This window comes from Dyadobacter sp. HNCC25DJ186 (genome assembly GCF_056895235.1).
Genome location: NZ_JBXHAS010000004.1, coordinates 439,006 through 461,125, shown reverse-complemented (window position 1 = coordinate 461,125; position 22,120 = coordinate 439,006). Strand labels below are relative to the sequence as shown.

Below are 22,120 nucleotides of genomic sequence, written 5' to 3'. Positions count from 1 at the left end.
TCACATGGCAGAAGTACATCATATACACGAGCAGGATCCAAACGCAGGTGCGGAACAGCGTAAAGCGATCTGGAAAACTTTCTGGATTTTGCTCGTCCTGACAGCATTAGAGTTCCTTATTGCTTTCACTGTACCTCACGGAACACTGAAAGTTACAATTTTCATCGTGATGACTATTGTGAAGGCATTTTACATTGTAGGTGAATTCATGCACCTTAAGCATGAAACCAAGTCGCTGATTTGGTCTATTATCGTTCCGGTTATTTTTGTGGCCTGGCTGATTCTTGCGCTTCTTTTAGAAGGTAATGCTATTTTTGAAGCCATTTTCAAGTAGAGGCTATTCGTTATGATAAACTTCCGTAAAGCCGGATTACTAATATTGACATTAGTAATTCCGGCTTTAGTTTTTGTGTTCCTTAAGCTGTTTGCTACCAATCATTACGATTTGCCATATTACCACCCGCAATTTACCGCAACCGGTGATATAACATTGAATAATGGTGACACCGTGTTTTATAAGGTTCCGGAAATTACTTTGAAGAAAACCGACGGAAATTCTTTCGTTGCGAAATTAGGAGATGGCAAGATGAGGGTGGTCAACTTCCTGCCACAGGCGTGTGATGATAGCTGTAAAATTGTATTGGGACAGGTAGATAGAATTTATGCATTGACAGAGAGTATTCCTAATCTTCAACTGTTCACTCTTGCGGAAAATTGGAACGGTAAGAACGCAAGTTATCCAGCCTTAATGGATTCAAAAAATTGGCTTGTGCTAACAGGCTCGACTGAGGAAGTTGATGAGGTCTGTACAAGGGTTTTGAAAATGGAAACAAAAGTGCCGAAAGCTAAAACCAATTCGCTCGAATCTAAGTTAGTATTAATAGATACGAAAGGTCAGATCAGAGGATATTATAATTTATCTGATTTGGAAGAAACGGATAGGTTAATGGGTGAGATTAAAATTTTGGATTACGAGAAAAAATCTAATTAATACGAATTGTTATGGCAACTGTATTGGTTGAAGAAAATAAGAAGTACAGAAAAATTATTAATATCCTCGCCATCGCAATCCCGGTTGCAGTGGCCGTTCTGATTGGTATCAGACAAAAGATAGATTTGGGTGCCTGGACGAAGGTTTTACCGCATGTGATTGGGATGTTGAATACTGCGACGGCGATTTTACTTCTCCTGGGTTTTTATTTTATAAAAACTAATAATAGAAATTTACACCGGCTGATGATGACATTAGCGTTTGTCCTCGGAGCGATATTTCTGGTTTGTTACATTCTTTATCATATTTCAAACGAGTCGACGCCGTTCGGAGGTTCAGGATTTATCAGACCGATCTATTATTTTCTGTTGATTTCGCATATCTTGTTGTCAATCGTCGTTGTGTGGTTTGTATTGAGAGCTGTTTATTTTGGTTACAGCAATCAGTTGGCTGAACATCGAAAAGCTGTTAAATGGGCATTTCCAATTTGGCTTTATGTGAGTGTGAGTGGTGTAATTGTTTATTTATTGATTAGTCCCTATTACGTATGAAAAAGTTTCTGGCGATTTGTGGGTTTGTAATTATATTCTTTGTTTTAACGGTTCCGTCAACAATGGCGCAATGTGCGATGTGCAGAGGAAGTGTTGAAAGCTCAATGGGTAACGGAAGAAATAACGTAGGTGTGGGGTTGAATACGGGAATTGTTTATCTGTTTATGATGCCTTATATTTTAGTTGCTGTAATTGGATATATGTGGTATAGAAGCAGTAAAAAAAATCAACAGGAACGTCAATTCATTACTGCCCGCGTTCAGCAGGCTTTACATCAAAAATAAACATTTAAGATATTGGGTGAGGCGAAATCAGATTGTTGGTTTCGCCTCTTTTTGTTGTCTGGTGATGATTAAAAATACATTGCCTGTTTTGAAAAAAAATCGATTTTGTAGGTGTAGAAATTGAGGATGGAGTCTTTAAATTGAAAAACCAGTTTTGATAATGCGATCCATTCTTCTTTTAGTATTCCTTCTTTTTTGTTTGCCGGGCCATGGGCAGACCATTTCAACTTCAAAGCCGTGGACATATTGGTGGTGGATGGGGAGTGCTGTCACGCAGGAAGACATTACAGCGCAACTTGAAGGATTTTCAAAAGCCGGATTAGGCGGTGTGCATATTATTCCGATATATGGTGTTAAGGGTTACGAAAATGACTTCGTTCCGTTTCTTACCGATCATTGGTTAAAAGTGATGGAGCATACTGTCATCGAAGGAAAACGATTGGGCCTTGGTGTGGATATGACAACGGGTACCGGGTGGCCATTCGGAGGACCTAATGTTACCAAACAGATGGCTGCTAAAACAATAAACTTCAAAGATGGGAAATGGAAAATCCTACCAACCAAACAGGAAGTGAAACGTGCAGCACCCGGTGGGGAAGGATTGGTTTTTGATCCGTTTCATCCAACAGCGATGTCCGATTACCTGGTTAGGTTTGATTCCGCTTTTGTTCACGCAAAAGAATTGCCACGTTCCATGTATATGGATTCTTACGAGGCATACGGAGCGAACTGGACGGATGATTTTCTTCGTGAGTTTAAAAAGCGGAGGGGGTATGATCTGCAAAACGAGCCAGCTCTGTTCACCGACACAACAGGAAAGTCAGAATCTATATTGGTAAAAATTGATTATCACCAGACGTTATCAGAACTTCTCCGCGAACGCTACGCCCATGCCTGGACAAATTGGAGTAAGCAAAAAGGATTTCTAACCCGGTACCAGGCGCATGGATCTCCGGGAAATCTCCTGGATCTTTACGACGAGGCCGATATTCCGGAAACAGAGTCCTTCGGTACAAGCAGGTTTTCGATTCCTGGACTCAGAATTGATCCTGATTATTCGATCAAGCAATTCGGCACACCAAATCCACTGGCGATGAAGTTCGCGTCTTCTGCTGCTCATTTTTCTGGTAAAAAGTTGGTGAGTTCAGAAACGGGTACATGGCTTGCCAATCATTTTAAAGTTTCGTTGTCTCAGGTGAAGCCGCAAATTGACGAGTTGTTTACGAGTGGCATAAATCATATTTTCTATCATGGTACAACTTACTCGCCGGTTAAGGAATCATATCCGGGTTGGTTGTTTTATGCATCAACGAACTTTGGACCGGCCTCCCATTTCGCTGAGCATTTTTCATTGTTAAATCAATACGTAGAGCGTTGTCAGAAACTGTTACAGGAGAGTCAGCCGGATAACGATATTCTGGTTTATTTCCCCATCCATGATCTTTGGTCGACGCCCGCAAAATCCGGTGGCGGTGTGCATTTGCTGGAAGTTCATCATGTTGATCGCTGGTTATTGCAATTACCATTTGGGCAGCTGACAACAAAATTATGGAAGGAGGGATATGCTTTTGACTATGTCTCCGACAGGCAATTGTCAAGATTATCAGCCACAAAAAATGGAGAAGTTTCGTCCGGTAAATCTATTTACAAAACGATTCTGATCCCGCCGTCGACATATATGCCTGAGGAAACGTTGAACGAGCTGACCAGACTGGCAAAGTCGGGCGCTAATATTATTTTCGCAGATCATTTTCCAACAAAAGTTACGGGTTATAACTTGAACGGAACACGCCAGACGGAGTTCGTATCAAAACTCAGCGAATTGAAATCGAAAAACGCAGGCGTTGTTGTGTCAAAGGATTGGGAAATTGCATTGCAAAAACGCGGCGTTGTTCAGGAACAATGGGCCAAACTAGGGTTAACTTATATAAGAAAAAAGTCAGGGGGAAACTCAATATATTTTATAGCGAATCTGGCAAACGGGTTCAGCGATGGCTGGATTAATGTTGGTAAACTGACTGGAAATGTCGAGCGTTATGATCCTTTGACAAATGAATCCATTGTTTTATCTACGCGTAAAGAAAAAGGTAAAAATGAAGTTTTCTTAAATTTAATTCCAGGGGAATCGTGTTTTTTAAGGACATCAGATCAATCAACGGAAATCGTAGCTGCTTCAAAACCTGAAAAGCAGTATACAATCGACGGAAATTGGGCTGTTGATTTTGTTAAAGGCAAGCCTTCATTGCCGCCATCTGGTAATTTGAAAAAAGCGGGTTCCTGGGTTTCACTATCTGATACCGCCAAATATTTTTCGGGAACTGCCAGGTATACTCTCAACTTTGATATACCAGTGGAGTTGTTAGCTTCCAAATCGATTATCCTGGATTTAGGAGATGTTCGCGAAGTTGCTGTGGTTAAGCTTAACGGAAAAGAAATCGGAACGGCGTGGTCTATTCCCTTTCAGTTAAAACTAATTCCGGAGTTACTTAAAGAAAAGGGAAATAAAATCGAGATCGAAGTAACAAACCTTTCGGCCAATTACATGCGCCTGCGTGACAAGCAGGCTCCTGAATGGAAGAAATTTTACGATATCAATATTGTTGATATCACCTATCAAAAATTCAATGCGGATAACTGGGAACCCATGCCATCCGGCTTGCTGGGCCCGATTCGTTTCTTATACTAATTTTGTTAGCTACGAATACAGGAATGTTCACGAAGAAGATTTGTGAATAATCCTGTATTCGTAGCTAACAATTATTCCCACAAAGGATAATGTTCGAGCTGGATTTGCTGACCGAAAAATATGTTTGTGGACTGCTCGAAAGAAAGCGTGTAGTCAGAAACATAAAACTGCCGTTTGCCGGTACCTTTTTCGTTGACCAGATAATGTTGTTCAAGCCAGGCACGTAACGAGTGTGCAACAATTTCAGAAGTATCCAAGATCTCAACATCGTTTTCGTAATATTTACTGATCTGGTTTTTGATAAGCGGATAGTGCGTACAACCCAGAATCAGTGCCTCAATTCCATCCAGGGTCGGATCTGACAGATAACTATCAATGATGCTCTCGCTGATATTATTATCAAAAAATCCCTCTTCGATCATAGGAGCCAGAAGCGGCGTCGCCAGTGATTTTAAGTGGATGTTTTTATTTAAAGCATCAACTTTCTTCTTGTAAACATTGGATAAAACAGTTTGTTTCGTTCCAATAAGCCCGATCGTTTTTCCGTCATAGTGCTCTTTAATATAATCAACCACCGGGTCAATAACATTTAAAACTTTCGCTTTGCTGCCTACGTACTCCCGGACAAGTTCAAATGCTGCTGCGGACGCAGAGTTGCAGGCGATCAGAATCAGCTTACAATTTTGCTGTAAGAGCATGTTGCAAATCTTGATGGAATATGCCTGAATGGATGCGGTTGATTTGTCGCCATAAGGTAAATGTGCCGTATCTCCGAAATAAATGGTATTTTCATTTGGCAAAAGTCGGGTAACTGCACTGGCGACAGTCATGCCGCCGATGCCGCTATCAAATATGCCAATAGGCGCTGAGGAATCGAACATGGTAATCGGGAATAATAACTAATTGGCTATAAAACTAAACGAAGCGTAGTAATTATCTTTCTTATCACGAAAAATATATTTCTGTAATCATCATTTTAATATAGATATGGAAATAAAATGCTGATAATAAGTTGGATAGGAGTATAGGAAATCACTAAATTCTTTAATGGAAAAATATTTTTAAAAAATATCCTGTCTCATGCAACCTCGGCAATAGCTTTTAGCATCTTACCATTGAAACAACATTAGAATGGGTCGAATTTTATCATTTTTTAACCAGGAAGCACAGCTGATCAAAGCACTCCGGCAGGAAGACGCCAGGGCGCAGCGGCAAGTGTATGAAAAGTATGGCCCGCGCATGCTGGGGGTATGCTTTCGTTATCTGGGTGATGAAATGACGGCGGAAGATGTGATGGTGGAGGGATTCCTGAAAGTGTTTGGTAAAATTGACCAGTTTAACGGCGAGGGCAGTTTCGAGGGGTGGATCAGGAGAATTATGGTGAATGAGGCGCTGGGACTTTTACGGAAAAGAAAACAAATGCCAGAGGATATTTTGTCTGATGAGGCTGCGAATATTCCGGATTATAACTACGCCGACCAGCATATCGAAACCCAGGAGTTGCTAGATCTTATCGAACAGTTGCCAGAAGGGTATCGCACTGTTTTTAATTTATATGCAATTGAAGGTTATGCGCATAGCGAAATTGCAGAATTGTTAGGTGTAACAGAAAGTACGTCGAAATCTCAGCTTCACCGGGCACGTGCCTTGTTGCAGAAAATGGTGGGAGCCTGGGAAAATGACTTCAAAAAAAAACTGAATTATGAAAAAGCATCCGGTTGATGACCTTTTCCAAAAGAGACTCACTTCATTGGAGAAAAAACCTTCTGAACTCGCCTGGAAACGCATTCAGGAAGGGCAGAAAAAGAAATCGCGACGAATAGTCGCGTGGGTATGGTATGCGGCAGCGAGCGTTGTTTTGACTTTGATTTCAGGTTATCTGGTATGGCAGGGACAAAACGACATTTCGTCACCAATGTATGCTGGTTCTGAAATTGCAAAGGTCGAAAAAGCGGTAAGTAAACAAGTTGAGGTAACAGATTCAATTCAAACGGAAGGCAGAAGCCTGCCGAATGATGAGGTGAAAAGTTCTTTGCCTGCTGAAAAGCCGACTTTGGCAAAACAGGAAATGGTTAAGAAATCTCCTTCAATAAAACCCAATTCAGAACATCAGGCTGAAACCATTAATGCTAACCGTCCTGCGTCGGTCGAGATTGCTAAAATAGATCCTGTTAAAGTGGAGGAAGCGAAAATAGAAAATGCGGAGATCCAACAATCCATTTCTTCCGAAAAGGTAATTCCAAAAACAGTTGAATTAGCGCAACGCGATGAGAAAAGGCCGGATCGCACGATTATTGTCGAAGTTGAGGAGCCTGAAAGCGAAGTTAAAGACAAATCTAAATCCCGTTTATCGCGTGTTTTTCGTCAGCTTAAAAATGTCAGAGAAGCGGAGCCCGTTGATTGGGACGATGTAGGGTTTAATCCTAAAAGTATTATTGCGAGAGCAGATGACCGAACTAATGATGATGGAAAAATATCAGGAAAGCGTGAAAGAAAAAATTAATCGGTAACCCCATTATGTCATGAAAATGAAAATCATTTTTGCTGTCTTCATGCTTTTGTCTTTGACAGAGGTACAGGCAAAGAGTAATATTCCTCCTTCCGTTACAAACAATACAAAGAACGATTCGATCATTGTAAGATTTGGTAACAAAACCAGAATGGTCATCTACGGAGAGAATAAAAGAGAATTGGAGAAAATCCTGAAATACGATTTGAACGCGTTGCTCAAAGACCTGAAAATCCGTTTGGATAGTACACAGCAGGATACGACGTTAATTGTGGAGGAATTCAGCGGCGATGATTATTTAAAAAATAAACCGGACCTGGGCGACGACAAAAATTATGTGCGTATCGGAAAGCGTGGGGGGCTGCGCATTCGGAACGGGAATACGAAAGTGGAGATTGAAAGTGGACGTGTGGAAGTGAGTGATGACGAAGATGGTAATTTTGCCAGAATAGGACAAACAGCAAAATCTTATGTACCAAGCTGGGGATCGAGTCCGCGCAAAGGTTTTAACATTGCCTTGGGATTGAATACCTATGGAAGTAATACGCCTTTAAGCACAGTCGCGGGCACATTAGTCGAAATGCCTGATTTAAAACCATTTGGTTCAAGATACATCAGTCTGGGTTATATTGCATCCACAACGGTTGCAAGAGGGCAAAAAGCAAGGTTGAGCTTTGATTTCGGGATAGATTTTTCATGGTACAATCTGATGTTTGAAGGCAATAATAAAATTGTCAGAAATCAGGATATGGTGAACTTTGAACCTGTGCTGAATGATGAGAAAAACGAGATCAGTTTAAAGAAAAATAAGTACGTGCTGCCATTTGTAAATCTGTCTGTCATGCCGACGATAAGTTTTCGAAGATCTTTCATATCACATATTACAGCGGGAGTCTATGGTGGATACAGGCTGGGCAGTTATTCCAAAATCGTGGAACGCGAAAGTGATGACAAATCTTTCGATCGCCGTAACTTTTTTGCCAATGATCTCCGGTATGGATTAGGATTTGAGCTGGGTATACGCAGGTTTCCGGATTTGTTCGTAAACTATGATTTGAATGAATTGTACGAGAAAAATCAGGGTCCTTCGGTGAAAATGTTAAGTTTCGGAATAAAATTATTTTAAGTATAACCTATTGATTTAGTGTTTGCTAGAATTCTATTTCTGGCGGGCACTAATTTTTTTTGAAAATATTTTTCCAAATAAGTTGCAGCGTATTAAAAAAGGTCATAATTTTGCAGCTCCAAAAGTGGGACAAGAGGTTCTCACGGTTGTATTGAAATGTTGAAAGGGGGTGTACCAGAGTGGCCAAATGGGGCAGACTGTAAATCTGCTGGTGTACGCCTACGGTGGTTCGAATCCATCCGCCCCCACAGTTTAAACCAGCGTTTTCTTTATGTTTACCAGTGTAAAGAAAGGTTTATAACAATTGCGAAAGTAGCTCAGCTGGTAGAGCGATAGCCTTCCAAGCTATAGGTCGCGAGTTCGAACCTCGTCTTTCGCTCATTTTTAAGACACGTCAAGCGACTAGCGAAAACATTCATTTTGAAGCCCTTTCGCTGGTCGCTTTTGGCTGTGGTTTAAACTGAGATTAATTTCTCACGCGAATGTGCTTTACGTAGCATTTCGAAATATTGAATATTGAAATTTTGCTGTTGTAGCTCAGGGACGGTCCGCCGCGCGGTAGAGCACTTCCTTGGTAAGGAAGAGGTCAGGCGGTTTACCTGTGTGATTTAATTTAACCAAAGAGGTCAACAGGATAATGCCAAAAGTGGCATCATCAAAAATATTGAAATTTTGCTGTTGTAGCTCAGGGGTAGAGCACTTCCTTGGTAAGGAAGAGGTCAGGGGTTCAAATCCCCTCAATAGCTCGGAGGAATGTTTTTACATTCTCATCTTCAATTCCATCCTATGACGGATTCGAAGAAAGATTTTGATCCTTGCATTTAGTTTAATTGGTTTTGAAGGGCTTGGTAAATGTAAGCTAAAAGGGATCAATCAATAGTGTTTAATAAATTCGTAATAAATTCAAATTTTAAGCGTACTTAGGACATGGCAAAAGAGACGTTTGACCGCTCGAAACCCCACGTGAATATTGGTACTATCGGGCACGTTGACCACGGTAAAACTACCCTTACTGCTGCTATCACAACTGTGTTGGCGAAAAAGGGTTTAGCAGTACTTCGTGATTTCTCATCAATTGATAACGCACCTGAAGAGAAAGAACGTGGTATCACAATTAATACATCGCACGTAGAATACGCAACAGCAAACCGTCACTATGCACACGTTGACTGTCCAGGTCACGCGGATTATGTGAAGAACATGGTTACTGGTGCTGCTCAGATGGATGGAGCTATCATTGTAGTTGCTGCAACTGATGGACCTATGCCTCAAACTCGTGAGCACATTCTTTTGGCTCGTCAGGTGGGTGTTCCTCAACTAGTAGTATTCATGAATAAAGTGGATATGGTTGATGATCCTGAACTACTTGAACTTGTTGAAATGGAAATCCGCGAGCTTCTTAGCTTCTACGACTACGATGGAGATAACATTCCTGTAATCCAAGGTTCTGCTTTGGGTGGATTGAATGGCGAAGACAAATGGGTTAAAACGATTGAAGAATTGATGGACGCTGTTGACAGCTACATTCCAATTCCTCCACGTATGACTGATCTTCCTTTCCTTATGCCTGTTGAAGACGTATTCTCGATCACTGGTCGTGGTACTGTTGCAACTGGTCGTATTGAAAGAGGAGTAATCAACTCAGGTGAAGCCGTTGATATCCTTGGTATGGGTGCAGAAGGTCTTAAATCAGTTGTAACTGGTGTTGAGATGTTCCGTAAAATCCTTGACCGTGGAGAAGCTGGTGATAACGTAGGTCTATTGCTTCGTGGTATTAACAAAGAAGATATCCGTCGTGGTATGGTTATTTGTAAGCCAGGTTCAGTTAAACCTCACGCATCTTTCAAAGGTGAAGTTTATGTACTTTCAAAAGAAGAAGGTGGACGTCACACGCCATTCTTTAACAAATACCGTCCTCAGTTCTACTTCCGTACCACGGACGTAACTGGAGAAATCACGCTTCCAGCTGGTGTTGAAATGGTTATGCCAGGTGATAACATCACAATTGAAGTGAAATTGATCAGCAAAATTGCTATGGAAAAAGGTCTTCGTTTCGCGATTCGTGAAGGTGGACGTACCGTAGGTGCAGGTCAGGTAACTGAAATTCTTGACTAAGTCAGGAAAGATTTAAAAACAAGTGCATTTCTTATGAAATGCACTTGTTTTTTATAAAAATAGTGTATCTTTGCAGCCCGAAACATTGGTTCGCACGGAATACGGGTGTAGTTCAAGGGTAGAATAGCGGTCTCCAAAACCGTTGATGGGAGTTCGAATCTCTCCACCCGTGCATAAGCAAAAAGCAAAAATGGATAAATTTACTTCGTTTCTAAAAGCATCTTGGGAAGAAATGACCGAGCATGTTACGTGGCCTCCCTTTAACGAGCTTCAGGCGAACACAACATTGGTGCTTGTTGGATCCCTTATTTTTGCCTTTGTGGTAGGGATAATGGACTTTGTCTTTGAAAACGCACTCAGACTGTTTTATCAGTCTTTCTAAGGTATTTTTTTTAGCGACACCCCCTGAATGGTATGAGTGGATTAAATTGGTTTGTATTGCGTGCTGTGTCAGGACAAGAGAAAAAGATCAAGTCCTATATTGAGAATGAAATAACACGGCAGAAACTCACAGAATTCGTTCCGCAGATTCTTATTCCTTCTGAGAAGATATACGAAATGCGTAATGGAAAGAAGCGGGTTAGGGAAAAGAACTTTTTTCCGGGATACATAATCATTTCCGCCGATCTTTCAAAAGGAGAGGTTTTGCACATTATTACAAGTATTCCCGGAGTAATCGGTTTTTTAGGAAACGCAGAAGGGAATTCAAAAGTACCGGTGCCTTTGCGCCAGTCAGAAATCAACCGGATTCTTGGTAGAGTTGACGAAGCAGAACACCACGAAGAAGCACCAAACATGTCTTTCATGAAAGGCGAAACCGTAAAGGTTGTAGATGGCCCGTTCAGCGGATTTATCGGTTTGGTGGAAGAAGTATTCGATGAGAAGAAAAAACTCAATGTAGTTGTAAAAATATTCGGGCGTAATACACCCGTTGAATTAAGTTACGCACAAGTAGAAAAGGATAATTGATCGAAAGAACGGGCAGGGTAAGCTTCCACTTGCATGCAAACCGTTTAATTAATCAGTGAACCGCACAAATTCCAAAACAATGGCAAAAGAAATAGGTGGATACGTCAAACTACAGGTAAAAGGTGGCTCAGCCAACCCTTCACCTCCAATCGGTCCTGCATTGGGATCGAAAGGTTTGAATATCATGGAGTTTTGTAAGCAATTCAATGGCCGTACTCAGGATAAACCTGGTGTGGTATTGCCGGTAGTTATTACGTACTACAAGGATAAGTCTTTTGACTTCGTCATTAAGACTCCCCCGGCCGCAAATCTTCTTCTGGAAGCATCAAAAGTAAAAGTTGGTTCGGCGCAGCCAAACCGTCTAAAAGTTGGTTCAGTTACTTGGGATCAGGTTCGTACGATCGCTGAGACTAAAATGCCTGATCTAAACTGCTTTACAATTGATTCTGCTATGAAAATGATCGCGGGAACGGCTCGTAGTATGGGTATTACCGTAGCTGGCAAAGCCCCGTGGGAAGAAAACAACTGAGCGTAGTTTAATTACGCTAAAGAAACAAAGAACATGGGAAAATTGACCAAAAAGCAAAAAGACGCTCTTTCGAAATACGACGCAACCCAGGCTTATACCTTGGAACAAGCTGCGGAGGTCCTGAAGACGATTTCTTATACTAAATTTGATTCATCTGTTGATATTGACGTTCGTTTGGGCGTTGATCCTCGTAAAGCTGATCAAATGGTACGTGGCGTGGTAACATTGCCACACGGAACCGGAAAGGATGTTCGTGTATTGGTACTTTGTACTCCTGATAAGGAAGCCGAAGCGAAAGAAGCAGGAGCAGATTTCGTTGGTCTTGACGAGTTTATCACAAAGATAGAACAAGGATGGACTGACATCGACGTGATTATCACAATGCCTAGTGTAATGGCAAAAGTTGGTAAGTTAGGTAAAGTATTGGGTCCTCGTGGTCTGATGCCAAACCCTAAATCAGGTACAGTTACACCAGATGTAGCTAAAGCTGTGAAAGAAGTTAAAGCAGGTAAAATTGATTTCAAGGTTGACAAATCAGGAATCATTCACGCCAGCGTAGGAAAGGTTTCTTTTGGACCAGACCAACTTGCACAGAACGCGACTGAGGTTATCAACACCTTGATCCGCCTTAAGCCTTCATCGGCAAAAGGTACTTACGTAAAAAGCATTCACTTGTCGTCTACGATGAGCCCGGGTGTGACTATTGACAAAAACACGATTCCAGGATTATAATATGACACGGGAAGAGAAAGCAGTAATTATTGACGAGCTAAGTCAGAAATTCTCGAACACGCCATACTTCTATATCACCAGTGCTGCAGGAATGACTGTAAGTGAGGTTAACGTACTTAGAGGCCTTTGCTTCGAGCGCGGTATCGAGTATCGTGTTGTAAAGAATACTCTGATTAAGAAAGCATTAGAAACACTAGATACGGATTATTCTTCTTTCGACACAGTTTTGAAAGGTTTTTCCGGAGTAATGTTTCACCCGGAGTCAGGTAAAGTTCCTGCACAGCTGATTAAAGAATTCAAGAAAAAAGCAGGTAGTGACAAGCTTAAATTTAAAGGAGCTTCTGTTGATTCATCTGTTTTTGTTGGTGAAAGCCAGCTTGACGTTCTGATCGCTCTTAAATCTAAACAAGAGATGGTTGGAGAGATTATCGGTCTGTTGCAATCTCCTGCCAAAAACGTTATCTCGGCTCTTTCGAGCGGTGGCAACAAATTGGCTGGTATTCTTAAGACTTTATCTGAGAAAGAAGACTAATTTATTGAATATCTACCCGGGTGAGCTCTACGGGTCAGAATTAATACCGAGCTCATTAATTCATCTATTTGTATAATCACAAAATCAAAAATAAAAATGGCAGATTTGAAAGCTTTCGCGGAACAGCTTGTTAACCTTACGGTTAAAGAAGTGAACGAATTGGCTGCAATTCTTAAAGACGAATATGGTATCGAACCAGCAGCTGCAGGTGCAGTTATGGTTGCAGGTCCAGCTGGTGGCGGAGACGCTCCGGTAGTTGAAGAGAAAACGTCTTTTGATGTAATTTTGAAAGCAGCAGGTGCTAGTAAACTAGCTGTTGTGAAATTGGTTAAAGACCTTACAGGTCTTGGACTTAAAGAAGCAAAAGAACTTGTTGACGGTGCACCGAAACCAGTTAAAGAAGGAGTTGCTAAGGACGAAGCAGAAGCTTTGAAAAAACAACTTGAAGAAGCTGGTGCTGAAGTTGAAGTGAAGTAATTTGCTTTATACAGAACATCAATAAAATCTTGGGAACAAGGCCTGACATTCGTCAGGTCTTTTCCTATTTTGCATGTAAACCAAACAAATTTTACTTCTTTTCGTTTGGTATATATGGCCGAAGATAAAATTCTATTTTCGGTAATCTAATTCTCCTTCCGGATAATTGGTCTGAAACACTTCTTTACTCGTAGAAAAGAAGAAAAGGGACCGTTATTTTATTTTTCTCTACGAGGCAAACGATTAAGGTTTTAAACTAATTAGTGCGATTGCGTGTTGTAACTTGTTACACGTCGCTTTGTTTTCGTTCTACTAACCCAAATCAGACATAGCCTTGGCTACAATTAAAGCAACTCCCAGAATTAATTTCTCCAGGATCAATCAGATTATTGATTATCCGGATCTGTTGGGAATCCAGGTACAATCGTTCCGGGATTTCTTCAGTCTTGATACTTCAGTAGAAGATCGTTCTGACGAAGGATTGTACAAAGTTTTCGCTGAAAACTTTCCTATTGCCGATTCTCGCGACAACTTCGTGCTCGAATTTATTGATTATTTATTAGAGCCGCCAAAGTATTCTGTTGATGAATCTATTGATCGTGGATTAACTTATGCAGTTCCACTAAAAGCAAAATTACGTTTGATATGTAATGATGCTGATCATGAAGAATTTGAAACCATCGAGCAAGAGGTATTCTTAGGAAATATCCCTTACATGACGGACCGCGGTTCGTTTGTAATCAATGGTGCTGAACGTGTTATTGTTTCTCAATTGCACCGTTCACCGGGTGTGTTCTTCTCCATGAGCAAGCACACAAACGGCTCTAAATTATATTCTGCACGTATTATTCCGTTTAAGGGTTCATGGATTGAATTCTCTACTGACGTGAATAATGTCATGTATGCATATATTGACCGTAAGAAGAAATTCCCGGTAACTACGCTTTTAAGAGCCATTGGTTTTGGTTCTGATAAGGATATTCTTGATCTCTTCGGACTTTCTGAGGAAATCGGAGCGACACCTACAAACTTGAAAAAAGCTGTTGGTCGTCGTTTGGCTGCGAGAGTTCTTCGCACCTGGACAGAAGATTTCGTGGATGAAGATACCGGTGAGGTAGTTTCAATCCAACGTAACGAAGTATTGCTTGAGCGTGATTCAACGATCACTCCTGAGGATATCGAAGTTATCGTTGAATCTGGCCAGAAGTCAGTGATCCTTCACAAGGAAGATATGAATGTTGCGGATTATAATATCATTTATAACACGCTGCAAAAAGATAGCTCAAACTCCGACAAAGAGGCAGTTGAGCAAATTTACCGCCAGCTTCGTAACGCAGAAGCACCGGATGAACAAACGGCAAGAGATGTAATCCAAAGTTTGTTCTTCAGTGATAAACGTTATGACCTTGGTGATGTTGGTCGTTACCGTATCAACAAAAAACTGGGTTCTGATACAAGTCTTGACGTTCGCGTTTTGACAACAGGTGATATCGTTTCAATTGTTAAGTATTTGATCGGTTTGATCAATGCAAAAGCAGTTGTCGATGATATTGACCACTTGTCAAACCGTCGTGTTCGTACCGTTGGTGAACAACTTTACGCACAGTTCGGTGTAGGTTTGGCTCGTATGGCCCGTACCATCAAAGAACGTATGAACGTACGTGATAATGAAGATTTCAAGCCTGTTGATTTGATCAATGCGCGTACGCTTTCTTCTGTTATCAACTCTTTCTTTGGTACCAACCAGTTATCACAGTTTATGGATCAAACGAATCCATTGGCTGAGATTACCCACAAAAGACGTATGTCTGCGCTTGGGCCTGGTGGTCTTTCTCGTGAAAGAGCAGGTTTTGAGGTTCGTGACGTTCACTACACCCACTACGGTCGTCTGTGTACAATCGAAACTCCTGAAGGACCGAACATTGGTTTGATTTCATCTCTTTGCGTATTTGCCAAGGTTAACGGAATGGGTTTCATCGAAACTCCATACCGCGTAATCGATGGTTCAGGTAAATTGACGAACGAGCTTATATACATGACTGCCGAAGAGGAAGATTCCAAATACATCGCGCAGGCTAACGCCTCGGTTGATGCAGAAGGAAACTTTACGGTAGACAAAATCAAGACGCGTTTTGAAGGTGACTTCCCGATGGTTGATCCTTCTCAGGCATCTTATATGGACGTTGCTGCTAACCAGATTGTATCGGTTGCAGCTTCTCTTATTCCTTTCCTTGAACACGATGATGCCAACCGTGCCTTGATGGGATCTAACATGCAGCGCCAGGGTGTTCCATTGTTGCGCCCACAAGCGCCAATCGTTGGAACGGGCCTTGAGAAACGTGTTGCGATGGATTCACGTGCATTGGTAGTAGCTGAAGGTGACGGTGTGATTGAGTATGTCGATGCAACTAAAATTGTTGTCCGCTACGAAAGAACAGATGAAGAGCGTCTTGTTAGCTTTATCGAAGACAGCGTTTCTTACGATCTTGTTAAATTCCGTCGTACCAACCAGGATACTTGCTTAAACCTTCAACCAATGGTTCTTAAAGGCCAGAAGGTTTCAAAAGGTGAAGCATTATGCCAGGGATATGGAACAGAAGGTGGAGAACTTGCTTTGGGTCGTAACCTTTTGGTTGCGTTCATGCCTTGGCAGGGATACAACTTTGAGGATGCGATTGTAATCTCGGAAAAAGTAGTTCGTGATGATATCTTTACTTCGATTCACATTGAAGAATTTGAATTGGAAGTTCGTGATACGAAACGTGGAGAAGAAGAACTGACTGCTGAGATTCCTAACGTAAGTGAGGAAACTGTTAAAAACCTTGATGAAAACGGTATCGTACAAGTTGGTACGGAAGTAAAAGAAGGAGATATTTTAATTGGTAAGATCACTCCAAAAGGTGAATCAGATCCAACTCCGGAAGAAAAACTTCTTCGTGCAATCTTTGGTGACAAAGCCGGTGATGTGAAGGATGCTTCGAAAAAAGCACCACCATCTATGAAAGGTGTTGTTATCGATACTAAACTTTTCTCTCGTCCTACGAAAGAAGAGCGTGCAAAGCACAAAGACGAGTTGAAGTTACTGATGAAGAAATATGGCCGTGACCTGACAGCACTTCGCGGACGTATTATCGAGAAATTGGTTTCTTTGACTGATGGTAAAACAAGTCAGGGTGTTAAGCATAAATTTGGTGATGAGTTGATCAGCAAAGGAATGAAATTCAACGTGAGAAATATCTCTGAGAATTTGTTCCCTGCAAACAACCCATACCGTGATGAAAGCCAGTATGCAGTGGTTGAGGAAGTAAACTTGATCGGTGACGTATTGACTGATTCATGGACTGAGGATGCGCATACAAACCGTCAGGTTTCTCTTGCATTGAAGAATTATCTTAACGCTCGCAGCGAGTTAATGGGCCGTTTCAAACGTGACCGTTTCGCTCTTGAAGTTGGAGATGAACTTCCTGCTGGTATCGTGAAACTTGCGAAAGTATATATCGCTAAGAAACGTAAATTGAAAGTAGGGGATAAAATGGCAGGTCGTCACGGTAACAAAGGGGTAGTTGCCCGTATTGTACGTGATGAAGATATGCCATTCCTTGAAGACGGAACACCAATGAACATCGTGTTGAACCCGCTTGGGGTACCTTCACGTATGAACATCGGTCAGATTTACGAAACAATTCTTGCATGGGCAGGTCTTAAACTTGGTCGTCGCTATGCTACTCCTATCTTCGATGGAGCTACGGAAGCAGAAGTTGCGGCTGAATTGAAAGAAGCTGGTTTGCCGGATTGGGGACGTACTTATCTATACAACGGACTTAGCGGAGAGCGTTTTGACCAGCCAGTTACAGTTGGACTTATGTACATGATGAAACTGGGTCACTTGGTTGATGATAAAATGCACGCGCGTTCGATTGGACCATACTCGCTTATTACACAACAGCCGTTGGGTGGTAAGGCTCAGTTTGGGGGCCAGCGTTTTGGAGAAATGGAAGTGTGGGCACTTGAAGCATTCGGTGCATCCCACATTCTTCAGGAAATCCTTACCGTGAAATCGGATGATGTAGTGGGTCGTGCCAAAGCATACGAAGCTATCGTAAAAGGTGAAAACCTTCCGAAACCTAATATTCCGGAGTCATTCAATGTACTTGTTCACGAGCTTCGTGGATTGGCATTGGAAATTACGCTGGACTAATTTTTAGTCGTAAGCAGAGCGTCAGAAATGTCGCTCTGCTTAGAAATGCAATACAAATTGAGTTTCGACTAACAGACAAACGACTCTTTAATTATGTCTTTCAAAAAGAACAAAAAACTAAATAGTGATTTTTCCAGAATGACAATCAGTCTGGCATCACCTGAATCGATACTGGAAAGTTCATTCGGTGAAGTAACCCAGCCTGAAACTATCAACTACCGGACTTATAAGCCGGAAATGGGTGGTTTGTTCTGTGAGCGTATTTTCGGTCCTGTGAAGGACTGGGAATGTCATTGTGGAAAATACAAACGTATCCGTTATAAAGGTATCATCTGCGACCGTTGCGGTGTGGAAGTTACTGAGAAAAAGGTACGTCGTGAGCGTATGGGACACATTGAGCTTGTGGTTCCTGTTGCACACATCTGGTACTTCCGTAGCTTACCGAACAAAATCGGTTATTTGCTTGGATTGTCTACCAAAAAACTGGATCAAATCATTTACTACGAGCGATATGCCGTAGTTCAGGCGGGTGTTAAAGAAGAAGATGGCGTTAGCTACCTTGACTTCCTTACAGAAGACGAATATCTTGACATCGTTGACAAACTTCCTCGTGAAAACCAAGCGCTTCCTGACACGGATCCGAACAAGTTTATCGCGAAGATGGGTGCTGATGCGCTGGAAATGCTTTTGAACCGTATCAAACTGGATGAGCTTTCATACGAACTTCGTCACCAGGCTGCAACAGATACTTCCCAGCAACGTAAGGCGGAAGCGCTTAAACGTCTGAAAGTTGTTGAGGCTTTCCGTGATGCGAATACGCGTGTTGAAAACCGCCCGGAATGGATGGTAATCAAAATGGTTCCGGTAATTCCACCAGAACTTCGTCCACTTGTACCGCTTGACGGTGGTCGTTTTGCGACTTCTGACTTAAATGACTTGTATCGCCGCGTTATCATTCGTAACAATCGTCTGAAACGTTTGATCGAGATCAAAGCGCCTGAGGTGATCTTGCGTAACGAAAAACGTATGTTGCAGGAAGCGGTTGATTCGCTTTTTGATAATAGCCGTAAAGTGAACGCAGTACGTTCTGAAGGGAACCGTGCTTTGAAATCACTTTCTGATATGCTTAAAGGTAAGCAAGGACGTTTCCGTCAAAACTTACTTGGTAAGCGTGTCGATTATTCTGGTCGTTCTGTAATTGTTGTAGGACCAGAATTGAAACTGCACGAGTGTGGTTTGCCGAAAGATATGGCTGCTGAATTATTCAAGCCGTTTATCATTCGCAAGCTTATCGAGCGCGGAATCGTTAAAACTGTAAAATCAGCTAAAAAGATTGTAGATCGTAAGGATCCTGTGATTTGGGATATTTTGGAAAACGTTTTGAAAGGACACCCTGTTCTTCTAAACCGTGCTCCAACGCTTCACCGTTTAGGTATCCAGGCGTTCCAACCTAAGTTGATCGAAGGAAAAGCGATCCAGTTGCACCCATTGGTGTGTACTGCATTCAACGCTGACTTTGACGGTGACCAGATGGCCGTTCACGTGCCATTGGGTCAGGAAGCTGTTTTGGAAGCTTCAATGTTGATGCTTTCTTCTCATAACATCCTTAACCCTGCGAACGGTGCACCGATTACGGTACCATCACAAGATATGGTTTTGGGTCTGTATTATGTAACAAAAGGTCGTGTAAGTACGCCTGAGTATCCAATTATTGGTGAAGGAATGATTTTCTACGGTCCTGATGAAGTTATCATTGCGATCAACGAAGGCAAACTTTCCAAGCATGCCAATATCAAATGCCGTCTGCGTGTACGTAACGATGACGGAACTTTTGAAATTAAATTAGTCGACACAGTTGCCGGCCGTATCCTGTTCAACCAGGCGGTTCCAGCTGAGGTAGGTTATATTAATGAATTGCTTACCAAGAAAAAATTACAGCAGATCATTGGTCTGGTATTCAAACTTGCAGGTGTTGCCCGTACGGCGCAATTCCTGGATGAGATCAAAGAACTCGGTTTCCAAATGGCCTTCAAAGGTGGTTTGTCAATGGGGCTTAATGACGTAATGGTACCAGACGAAAAAGTAAAACTGATCGAGCAGGCGAAAATAGACGTTGAAAACGTTTGGAGTAACTACTTGATGGGTCTTATCACTGAAAACGAACGTTACAACCAGGTTATCGATATTTGGACGCGTGTTAACTCACGTATCACAGAAACGTTGATGAAGCAATTGGAAACGGATCAGGGTGGATTTAACTCCATCTATATGATGATGCACTCCGGTGCGCGTGGTTCCCGTGAACAAATTCGTCAGCTGGGTGGTATGAGGGGTCTTATGGCCAAGCCTCAGAAAAACATGGCTGGTGGAGCAGGTGAAATTATTGAAAACCCGATTCTTTCTAACTTTAAAGAAGGTCTTGACGTTTTGGAATACTTTATCTCAACACACGGTGCACGTAAAGGTCTTGCGGATACAGCCTTGAAAACAGCGGATGCAGGTTACCTGACCCGTCGTTTACATGATGTTGCGCAGGATGTTGTAGTGGTTGAAAACGACTGTGGTTCGCTGCGTGGTATTGCAATTTCAGCTTTGAAAGACAACGAAGATATCGTTGAACCACTTTCTGAGCGTATTTTGGGCCGTGTTAGTGTACATGACGTGTTTGATCCTTTGTCGGGAGAAATTATCCTTACATCTGGTCAGGAAATCACAGAAGAGATTGCTAACTACATTGATGAAACAAGTATCGAAAGCGTAGAAATTCGCTCTGTACTTACTTGCGAAACACGTAATGGTGTTTGTGCGAAATGTTACGGACGTTCTCTTGCTTCGGCTTATATGGTTAACATCGGTGAAGCTGTGGGTGTAATTGCATCGCAGTCAATTGGTGAGCCAGGTACGCAGCTTACACTTCGTACTTTCCACGTGGGTGGTACGGCATCCAACATTTCAGTTGATGCCAACATCAAAGCGAAGTTTGACGGAACAATTCAGTTTGAAGAACTTCGTCTGGTTGATTCTGTAAATAATGACGGAGATCCGATTACAGTGGTAATGGGTCGTTCAGGTGAGGTGAAAATCGTTAACCTTGAAACTGGTCAGTTATTAATCTCTAACAACGTTCCTTACGGTGCTCAGCTTCTTGTAAAAGATGGCGACAAAGTAACGAAAGGACAGGAGCTTTGTACCTGGGATCCATATCACGCGGTTATCCTTTCTGAATTCACTGGTGTTGTTTCTTTCGACGCTATTGAAGAAGGAATTACTTACCGTGAAGAATTTGATGAGCAAACAGGTTTCCAGGAATCAGTTATTATCGAAACACGTGATAAAACCAAAAACCCGGCTATCGTGGTGAAAGGTAAGAGCACATTGTTGAAAGATCAGACTGAAAAAGGTTATAACCTTCCGGTTGGAGCTCGTTTGGTTGTGAAGGCTGGTGCCAATATTAAAGCTGGTCAGCCTTTGGCAAAAATCCCTCGTGTGGTTGGAAAAACCCGCGATATTACGGGAGGTTTGCCACGTGTAACGGAACTATTCGAAGCACGTAACCCATCAAACCCTGCAACAGTTTCTGAAATCGACGGTGTTGTATCATACGGAGGAGTTAAACGTGGTAACCGCGAGATTCATATCGAATCAAGAGATGGTACACAACGCCGCTACATGGTTGCTCTTTCGAAACACATTCTTGTGCAGGATGGTGACTTCGTGAAAGCAGGTGATCCGTTATCGGATGGAGCGATAACACCAGCGGATATCTTGTCGATTAAAGGACCAACAGCAGTTCAGGAATATCTTGTGAATGAAATTCAGGAGGTATATCGTTTGCAAGGTGTGAAGATCAATGACAAGCATATCGAGTGTATCGTACGCCAGATGATGCAGAAAGTTGAAATCCTTGACGCAGGTGATACTAACTTCCTGGAAATGCAAGCGGTTGACCGCGTTGTGTTCCGCGAAGAAAACGATAAGATTCTTGACATGAAAGTGGTTGAGGAAGCTGGTAGCTCCGAAACACTGAAACCAGGTATGATTATCTCTGTACGCCGTCTGCGTGATGAGAATTCAAGCTTGAAACGTCGTGACCTTAAATTGGTGACTGCGCGTGATGCACAGGCAGCTGTGGCGAAACCTACTTTGATGGGTATCACACAAGCTTCGTTAGGTACTGAAAGTTTTGTTTCTGCGGCTTCGTTCCAGGAAACTACCAAAGTATTGTCTGAGGCTGCTGTACGTGGAAAACGTGATGAACTGAAAGGCCTGAAAGAAAACGTGATCGTTGGTCACTTGATCCCGGCTGGTACAGGTATGCGTAAATACATAGACATCCTTGTTGGTTCGAAAGAAGAATATGATGCCTTAGCTGAATCCCGCGAAAAACAATCACGTAAAAAACGTGAATTAGTTTAGTCGGA

General features: G+C 42.0%; 18 protein-coding genes and 4 tRNA genes. 21 read left to right on the top strand and 1 reads right to left on the bottom strand.

The features are described from left to right. Positions 1–4 precede the first annotated feature (4 nt). The 5 genes from AC1XUO_RS15720 (at position 5) to AC1XUO_RS15700 (ending at position 4,512) form a co-directional block, all read left to right on the top strand. Entirely contained in the window at positions 5–334 is a 330-nt protein-coding gene (locus tag AC1XUO_RS15720) for a cytochrome C oxidase subunit IV family protein (protein WP_090339982.1), read from the top strand. A gap of 12 nt (positions 335–346) precedes the next feature. Beyond that, positions 347–991 carry a hypothetical protein gene (locus tag AC1XUO_RS15715; RefSeq protein ID WP_483330727.1) on the top strand — a complete coding sequence of 215 codons (645 nt, stop codon included), beginning with the start codon at positions 347–349 and terminating at the stop codon, positions 989–991. Positions 992–1,002: 11 nt separating this feature from the next. Further along, on the top strand, positions 1,003–1,542 hold the full coding sequence (locus AC1XUO_RS15710) for a DUF420 domain-containing protein (RefSeq protein ID WP_483330726.1): 540 nt from the start codon (positions 1,003–1,005) through the stop codon (positions 1,540–1,542). Continuing rightward, positions 1,539–1,826 carry a hypothetical protein gene (locus AC1XUO_RS15705; RefSeq protein ID WP_483330725.1) on the top strand — a complete coding sequence of 96 codons (288 nt, stop codon included), beginning with the start codon at positions 1,539–1,541 and terminating at the stop codon, positions 1,824–1,826. The genes AC1XUO_RS15710 and AC1XUO_RS15705 overlap by 4 nt, the downstream gene beginning before the upstream one ends. 160 nt (positions 1,827–1,986) lie before the next feature. After that, positions 1,987–4,512 (top strand): glycosyl hydrolase, encoded by a 2,526-nt coding sequence (locus tag AC1XUO_RS15700; protein ID WP_483330724.1) that lies wholly within the window; start codon positions 1,987–1,989, stop codon positions 4,510–4,512. 71 nt (positions 4,513–4,583) lie between these two features. On the opposite strand, the gene murI is transcribed toward AC1XUO_RS15700, so the two are convergent. Further along, entirely contained in the window at positions 4,584–5,393 is an 810-nt protein-coding gene (gene murI, locus AC1XUO_RS15695; RefSeq protein ID WP_483330723.1) for a glutamate racemase, read from the bottom strand. 250 nt (positions 5,394–5,643) lie between these two features. Between murI and AC1XUO_RS15690 the strand changes: the two genes are divergently transcribed. The 16 genes from AC1XUO_RS15690 to rpoC all read left to right on the top strand — a co-directional run bounded on the left by AC1XUO_RS15690 (position 5,644) and on the right by rpoC (position 22,115). Beyond that, the gene (locus AC1XUO_RS15690) at positions 5,644–6,234 is read left to right on the top strand and encodes an RNA polymerase sigma factor (RefSeq protein WP_483330722.1); all 591 of its coding nucleotides are present in this window, start codon (positions 5,644–5,646) and stop codon (positions 6,232–6,234) included. Then, the gene (locus AC1XUO_RS15685; RefSeq protein ID WP_483330721.1) at positions 6,215–7,015 is read left to right on the top strand and encodes a hypothetical protein; all 801 of its coding nucleotides are present in this window, start codon (positions 6,215–6,217) and stop codon (positions 7,013–7,015) included. Before AC1XUO_RS15690 ends, AC1XUO_RS15685 begins: the two co-directional genes overlap by 20 nt. Positions 7,016–7,034: 19 nt before the next feature. Then, positions 7,035–8,147 (top strand): porin family protein, encoded by a 1,113-nt coding sequence (locus AC1XUO_RS15680; RefSeq protein WP_483330720.1) that lies wholly within the window; start codon positions 7,035–7,037, stop codon positions 8,145–8,147. A gap of 165 nt (positions 8,148–8,312) precedes the next feature. Continuing rightward, positions 8,313–8,395: transfer RNA gene (locus AC1XUO_RS15675), tRNA-Tyr, on the top strand. A 58-nt stretch (positions 8,396–8,453) separates the two neighbouring features. After that, positions 8,454–8,526 (top strand) — tRNA-Gly (locus AC1XUO_RS15670). Between the two features lie 295 nt (positions 8,527–8,821). Beyond that, a tRNA-Thr gene (locus tag AC1XUO_RS15665) sits at positions 8,822–8,893 on the top strand. A gap of 181 nt (positions 8,894–9,074) precedes the next feature. Next, positions 9,075–10,262 (top strand): elongation factor Tu, encoded by a 1,188-nt coding sequence (gene tuf, locus AC1XUO_RS15660; RefSeq protein WP_483330719.1) that lies wholly within the window; start codon positions 9,075–9,077, stop codon positions 10,260–10,262. Positions 10,263–10,363: 101 nt separating this feature from the next. Then, a tRNA-Trp gene (locus tag AC1XUO_RS15655) sits at positions 10,364–10,434 on the top strand. Between the two features lie 18 nt (positions 10,435–10,452). Next, positions 10,453–10,644, top strand: a complete 192-nt coding sequence (gene secE / locus AC1XUO_RS15650) for a preprotein translocase subunit SecE (RefSeq protein WP_090340809.1) — start codon at positions 10,453–10,455, stop codon at positions 10,642–10,644. A 32-nt stretch (positions 10,645–10,676) separates the two neighbouring features. Continuing rightward, positions 10,677–11,231, top strand: a complete 555-nt coding sequence (gene nusG / locus AC1XUO_RS15645) for a transcription termination/antitermination protein NusG (protein WP_090339958.1) — start codon at positions 10,677–10,679, stop codon at positions 11,229–11,231. 79 nt (positions 11,232–11,310) lie between these two features. Next, positions 11,311–11,760 carry a 50S ribosomal protein L11 gene (gene rplK / locus AC1XUO_RS15640; protein ID WP_090339956.1) on the top strand — a complete coding sequence of 150 codons (450 nt, stop codon included), beginning with the start codon at positions 11,311–11,313 and terminating at the stop codon, positions 11,758–11,760. Positions 11,761–11,793: 33 nt separating this feature from the next. Continuing rightward, the gene (rplA, locus tag AC1XUO_RS15635) at positions 11,794–12,492 is read left to right on the top strand and encodes a 50S ribosomal protein L1 (RefSeq protein WP_235151688.1); all 699 of its coding nucleotides are present in this window, start codon (positions 11,794–11,796) and stop codon (positions 12,490–12,492) included. A 1-nt stretch (position 12,493) separates the two neighbouring features. Further along, a complete protein-coding gene (gene rplJ / locus AC1XUO_RS15630; protein ID WP_090339952.1) occupies positions 12,494–13,024 on the top strand; it encodes a 50S ribosomal protein L10 in 531 nt (176 codons plus the stop codon). Between the two features lie 96 nt (positions 13,025–13,120). Further along, the gene (rplL, locus tag AC1XUO_RS15625) at positions 13,121–13,501 is read left to right on the top strand and encodes a 50S ribosomal protein L7/L12 (RefSeq protein ID WP_235151690.1); all 381 of its coding nucleotides are present in this window, start codon (positions 13,121–13,123) and stop codon (positions 13,499–13,501) included. 334 nt (positions 13,502–13,835) lie between these two features. Further along, positions 13,836–17,699: a DNA-directed RNA polymerase subunit beta gene (gene rpoB, locus AC1XUO_RS15620; protein ID WP_483330718.1), complete on the top strand. Its 3,864-nt coding sequence runs from the start codon at positions 13,836–13,838 to the stop codon at positions 17,697–17,699. Positions 17,700–17,792: 93 nt separating this feature from the next. After that, positions 17,793–22,115: a DNA-directed RNA polymerase subunit beta' gene (rpoC, locus tag AC1XUO_RS15615; protein ID WP_483330717.1), complete on the top strand. Its 4,323-nt coding sequence runs from the start codon at positions 17,793–17,795 to the stop codon at positions 22,113–22,115. Positions 22,116–22,120: the final 5 nt, after the last annotated feature.

Excerpts from the sequence above, each read along its gene's own strand:
- AC1XUO_RS15720 (WP_090339982.1), top strand. The coding sequence starts at position 5 with ATGGCAGAAGTACATCATATACACGAGCAGGATCCAAACGCAGGTGCG.
- AC1XUO_RS15715 (WP_483330727.1), top strand. The coding sequence starts at position 347 with ATGATAAACTTCCGTAAAGCCGGATTACTAATATTGACATTAGTAATT.
- AC1XUO_RS15710 (WP_483330726.1), top strand. The coding sequence starts at position 1,003 with ATGGCAACTGTATTGGTTGAAGAAAATAAGAAGTACAGAAAAATTATT.
- AC1XUO_RS15705 (WP_483330725.1), top strand. The coding sequence starts at position 1,539 with ATGAAAAAGTTTCTGGCGATTTGTGGGTTTGTAATTATATTCTTTGTT.
- AC1XUO_RS15700 (WP_483330724.1), top strand. The coding sequence starts at position 1,987 with ATGCGATCCATTCTTCTTTTAGTATTCCTTCTTTTTTGTTTGCCGGGC.
- murI (WP_483330723.1), bottom strand. The coding sequence starts at position 5,393 with ATGTTCGATTCCTCAGCGCCTATTGGCATATTTGATAGCGGCATCGGC.
- AC1XUO_RS15690 (WP_483330722.1), top strand. The coding sequence starts at position 5,644 with ATGGGTCGAATTTTATCATTTTTTAACCAGGAAGCACAGCTGATCAAA.
- AC1XUO_RS15685 (WP_483330721.1), top strand. The coding sequence starts at position 6,215 with ATGAAAAAGCATCCGGTTGATGACCTTTTCCAAAAGAGACTCACTTCA.
- AC1XUO_RS15680 (WP_483330720.1), top strand. The coding sequence starts at position 7,035 with ATGAAAATGAAAATCATTTTTGCTGTCTTCATGCTTTTGTCTTTGACA.
- tuf (WP_483330719.1), top strand. The coding sequence starts at position 9,075 with ATGGCAAAAGAGACGTTTGACCGCTCGAAACCCCACGTGAATATTGGT.
- secE (WP_090340809.1), top strand. The coding sequence starts at position 10,453 with ATGGATAAATTTACTTCGTTTCTAAAAGCATCTTGGGAAGAAATGACC.
- nusG (WP_090339958.1), top strand. The coding sequence starts at position 10,677 with ATGAGTGGATTAAATTGGTTTGTATTGCGTGCTGTGTCAGGACAAGAG.
- rplK (WP_090339956.1), top strand. The coding sequence starts at position 11,311 with ATGGCAAAAGAAATAGGTGGATACGTCAAACTACAGGTAAAAGGTGGC.
- rplA (WP_235151688.1), top strand. The coding sequence starts at position 11,794 with ATGGGAAAATTGACCAAAAAGCAAAAAGACGCTCTTTCGAAATACGAC.
- rplJ (WP_090339952.1), top strand. The coding sequence starts at position 12,494 with ATGACACGGGAAGAGAAAGCAGTAATTATTGACGAGCTAAGTCAGAAA.
- rplL (WP_235151690.1), top strand. The coding sequence starts at position 13,121 with ATGGCAGATTTGAAAGCTTTCGCGGAACAGCTTGTTAACCTTACGGTT.
- rpoC (WP_483330717.1), top strand. The coding sequence starts at position 17,793 with ATGTCTTTCAAAAAGAACAAAAAACTAAATAGTGATTTTTCCAGAATG.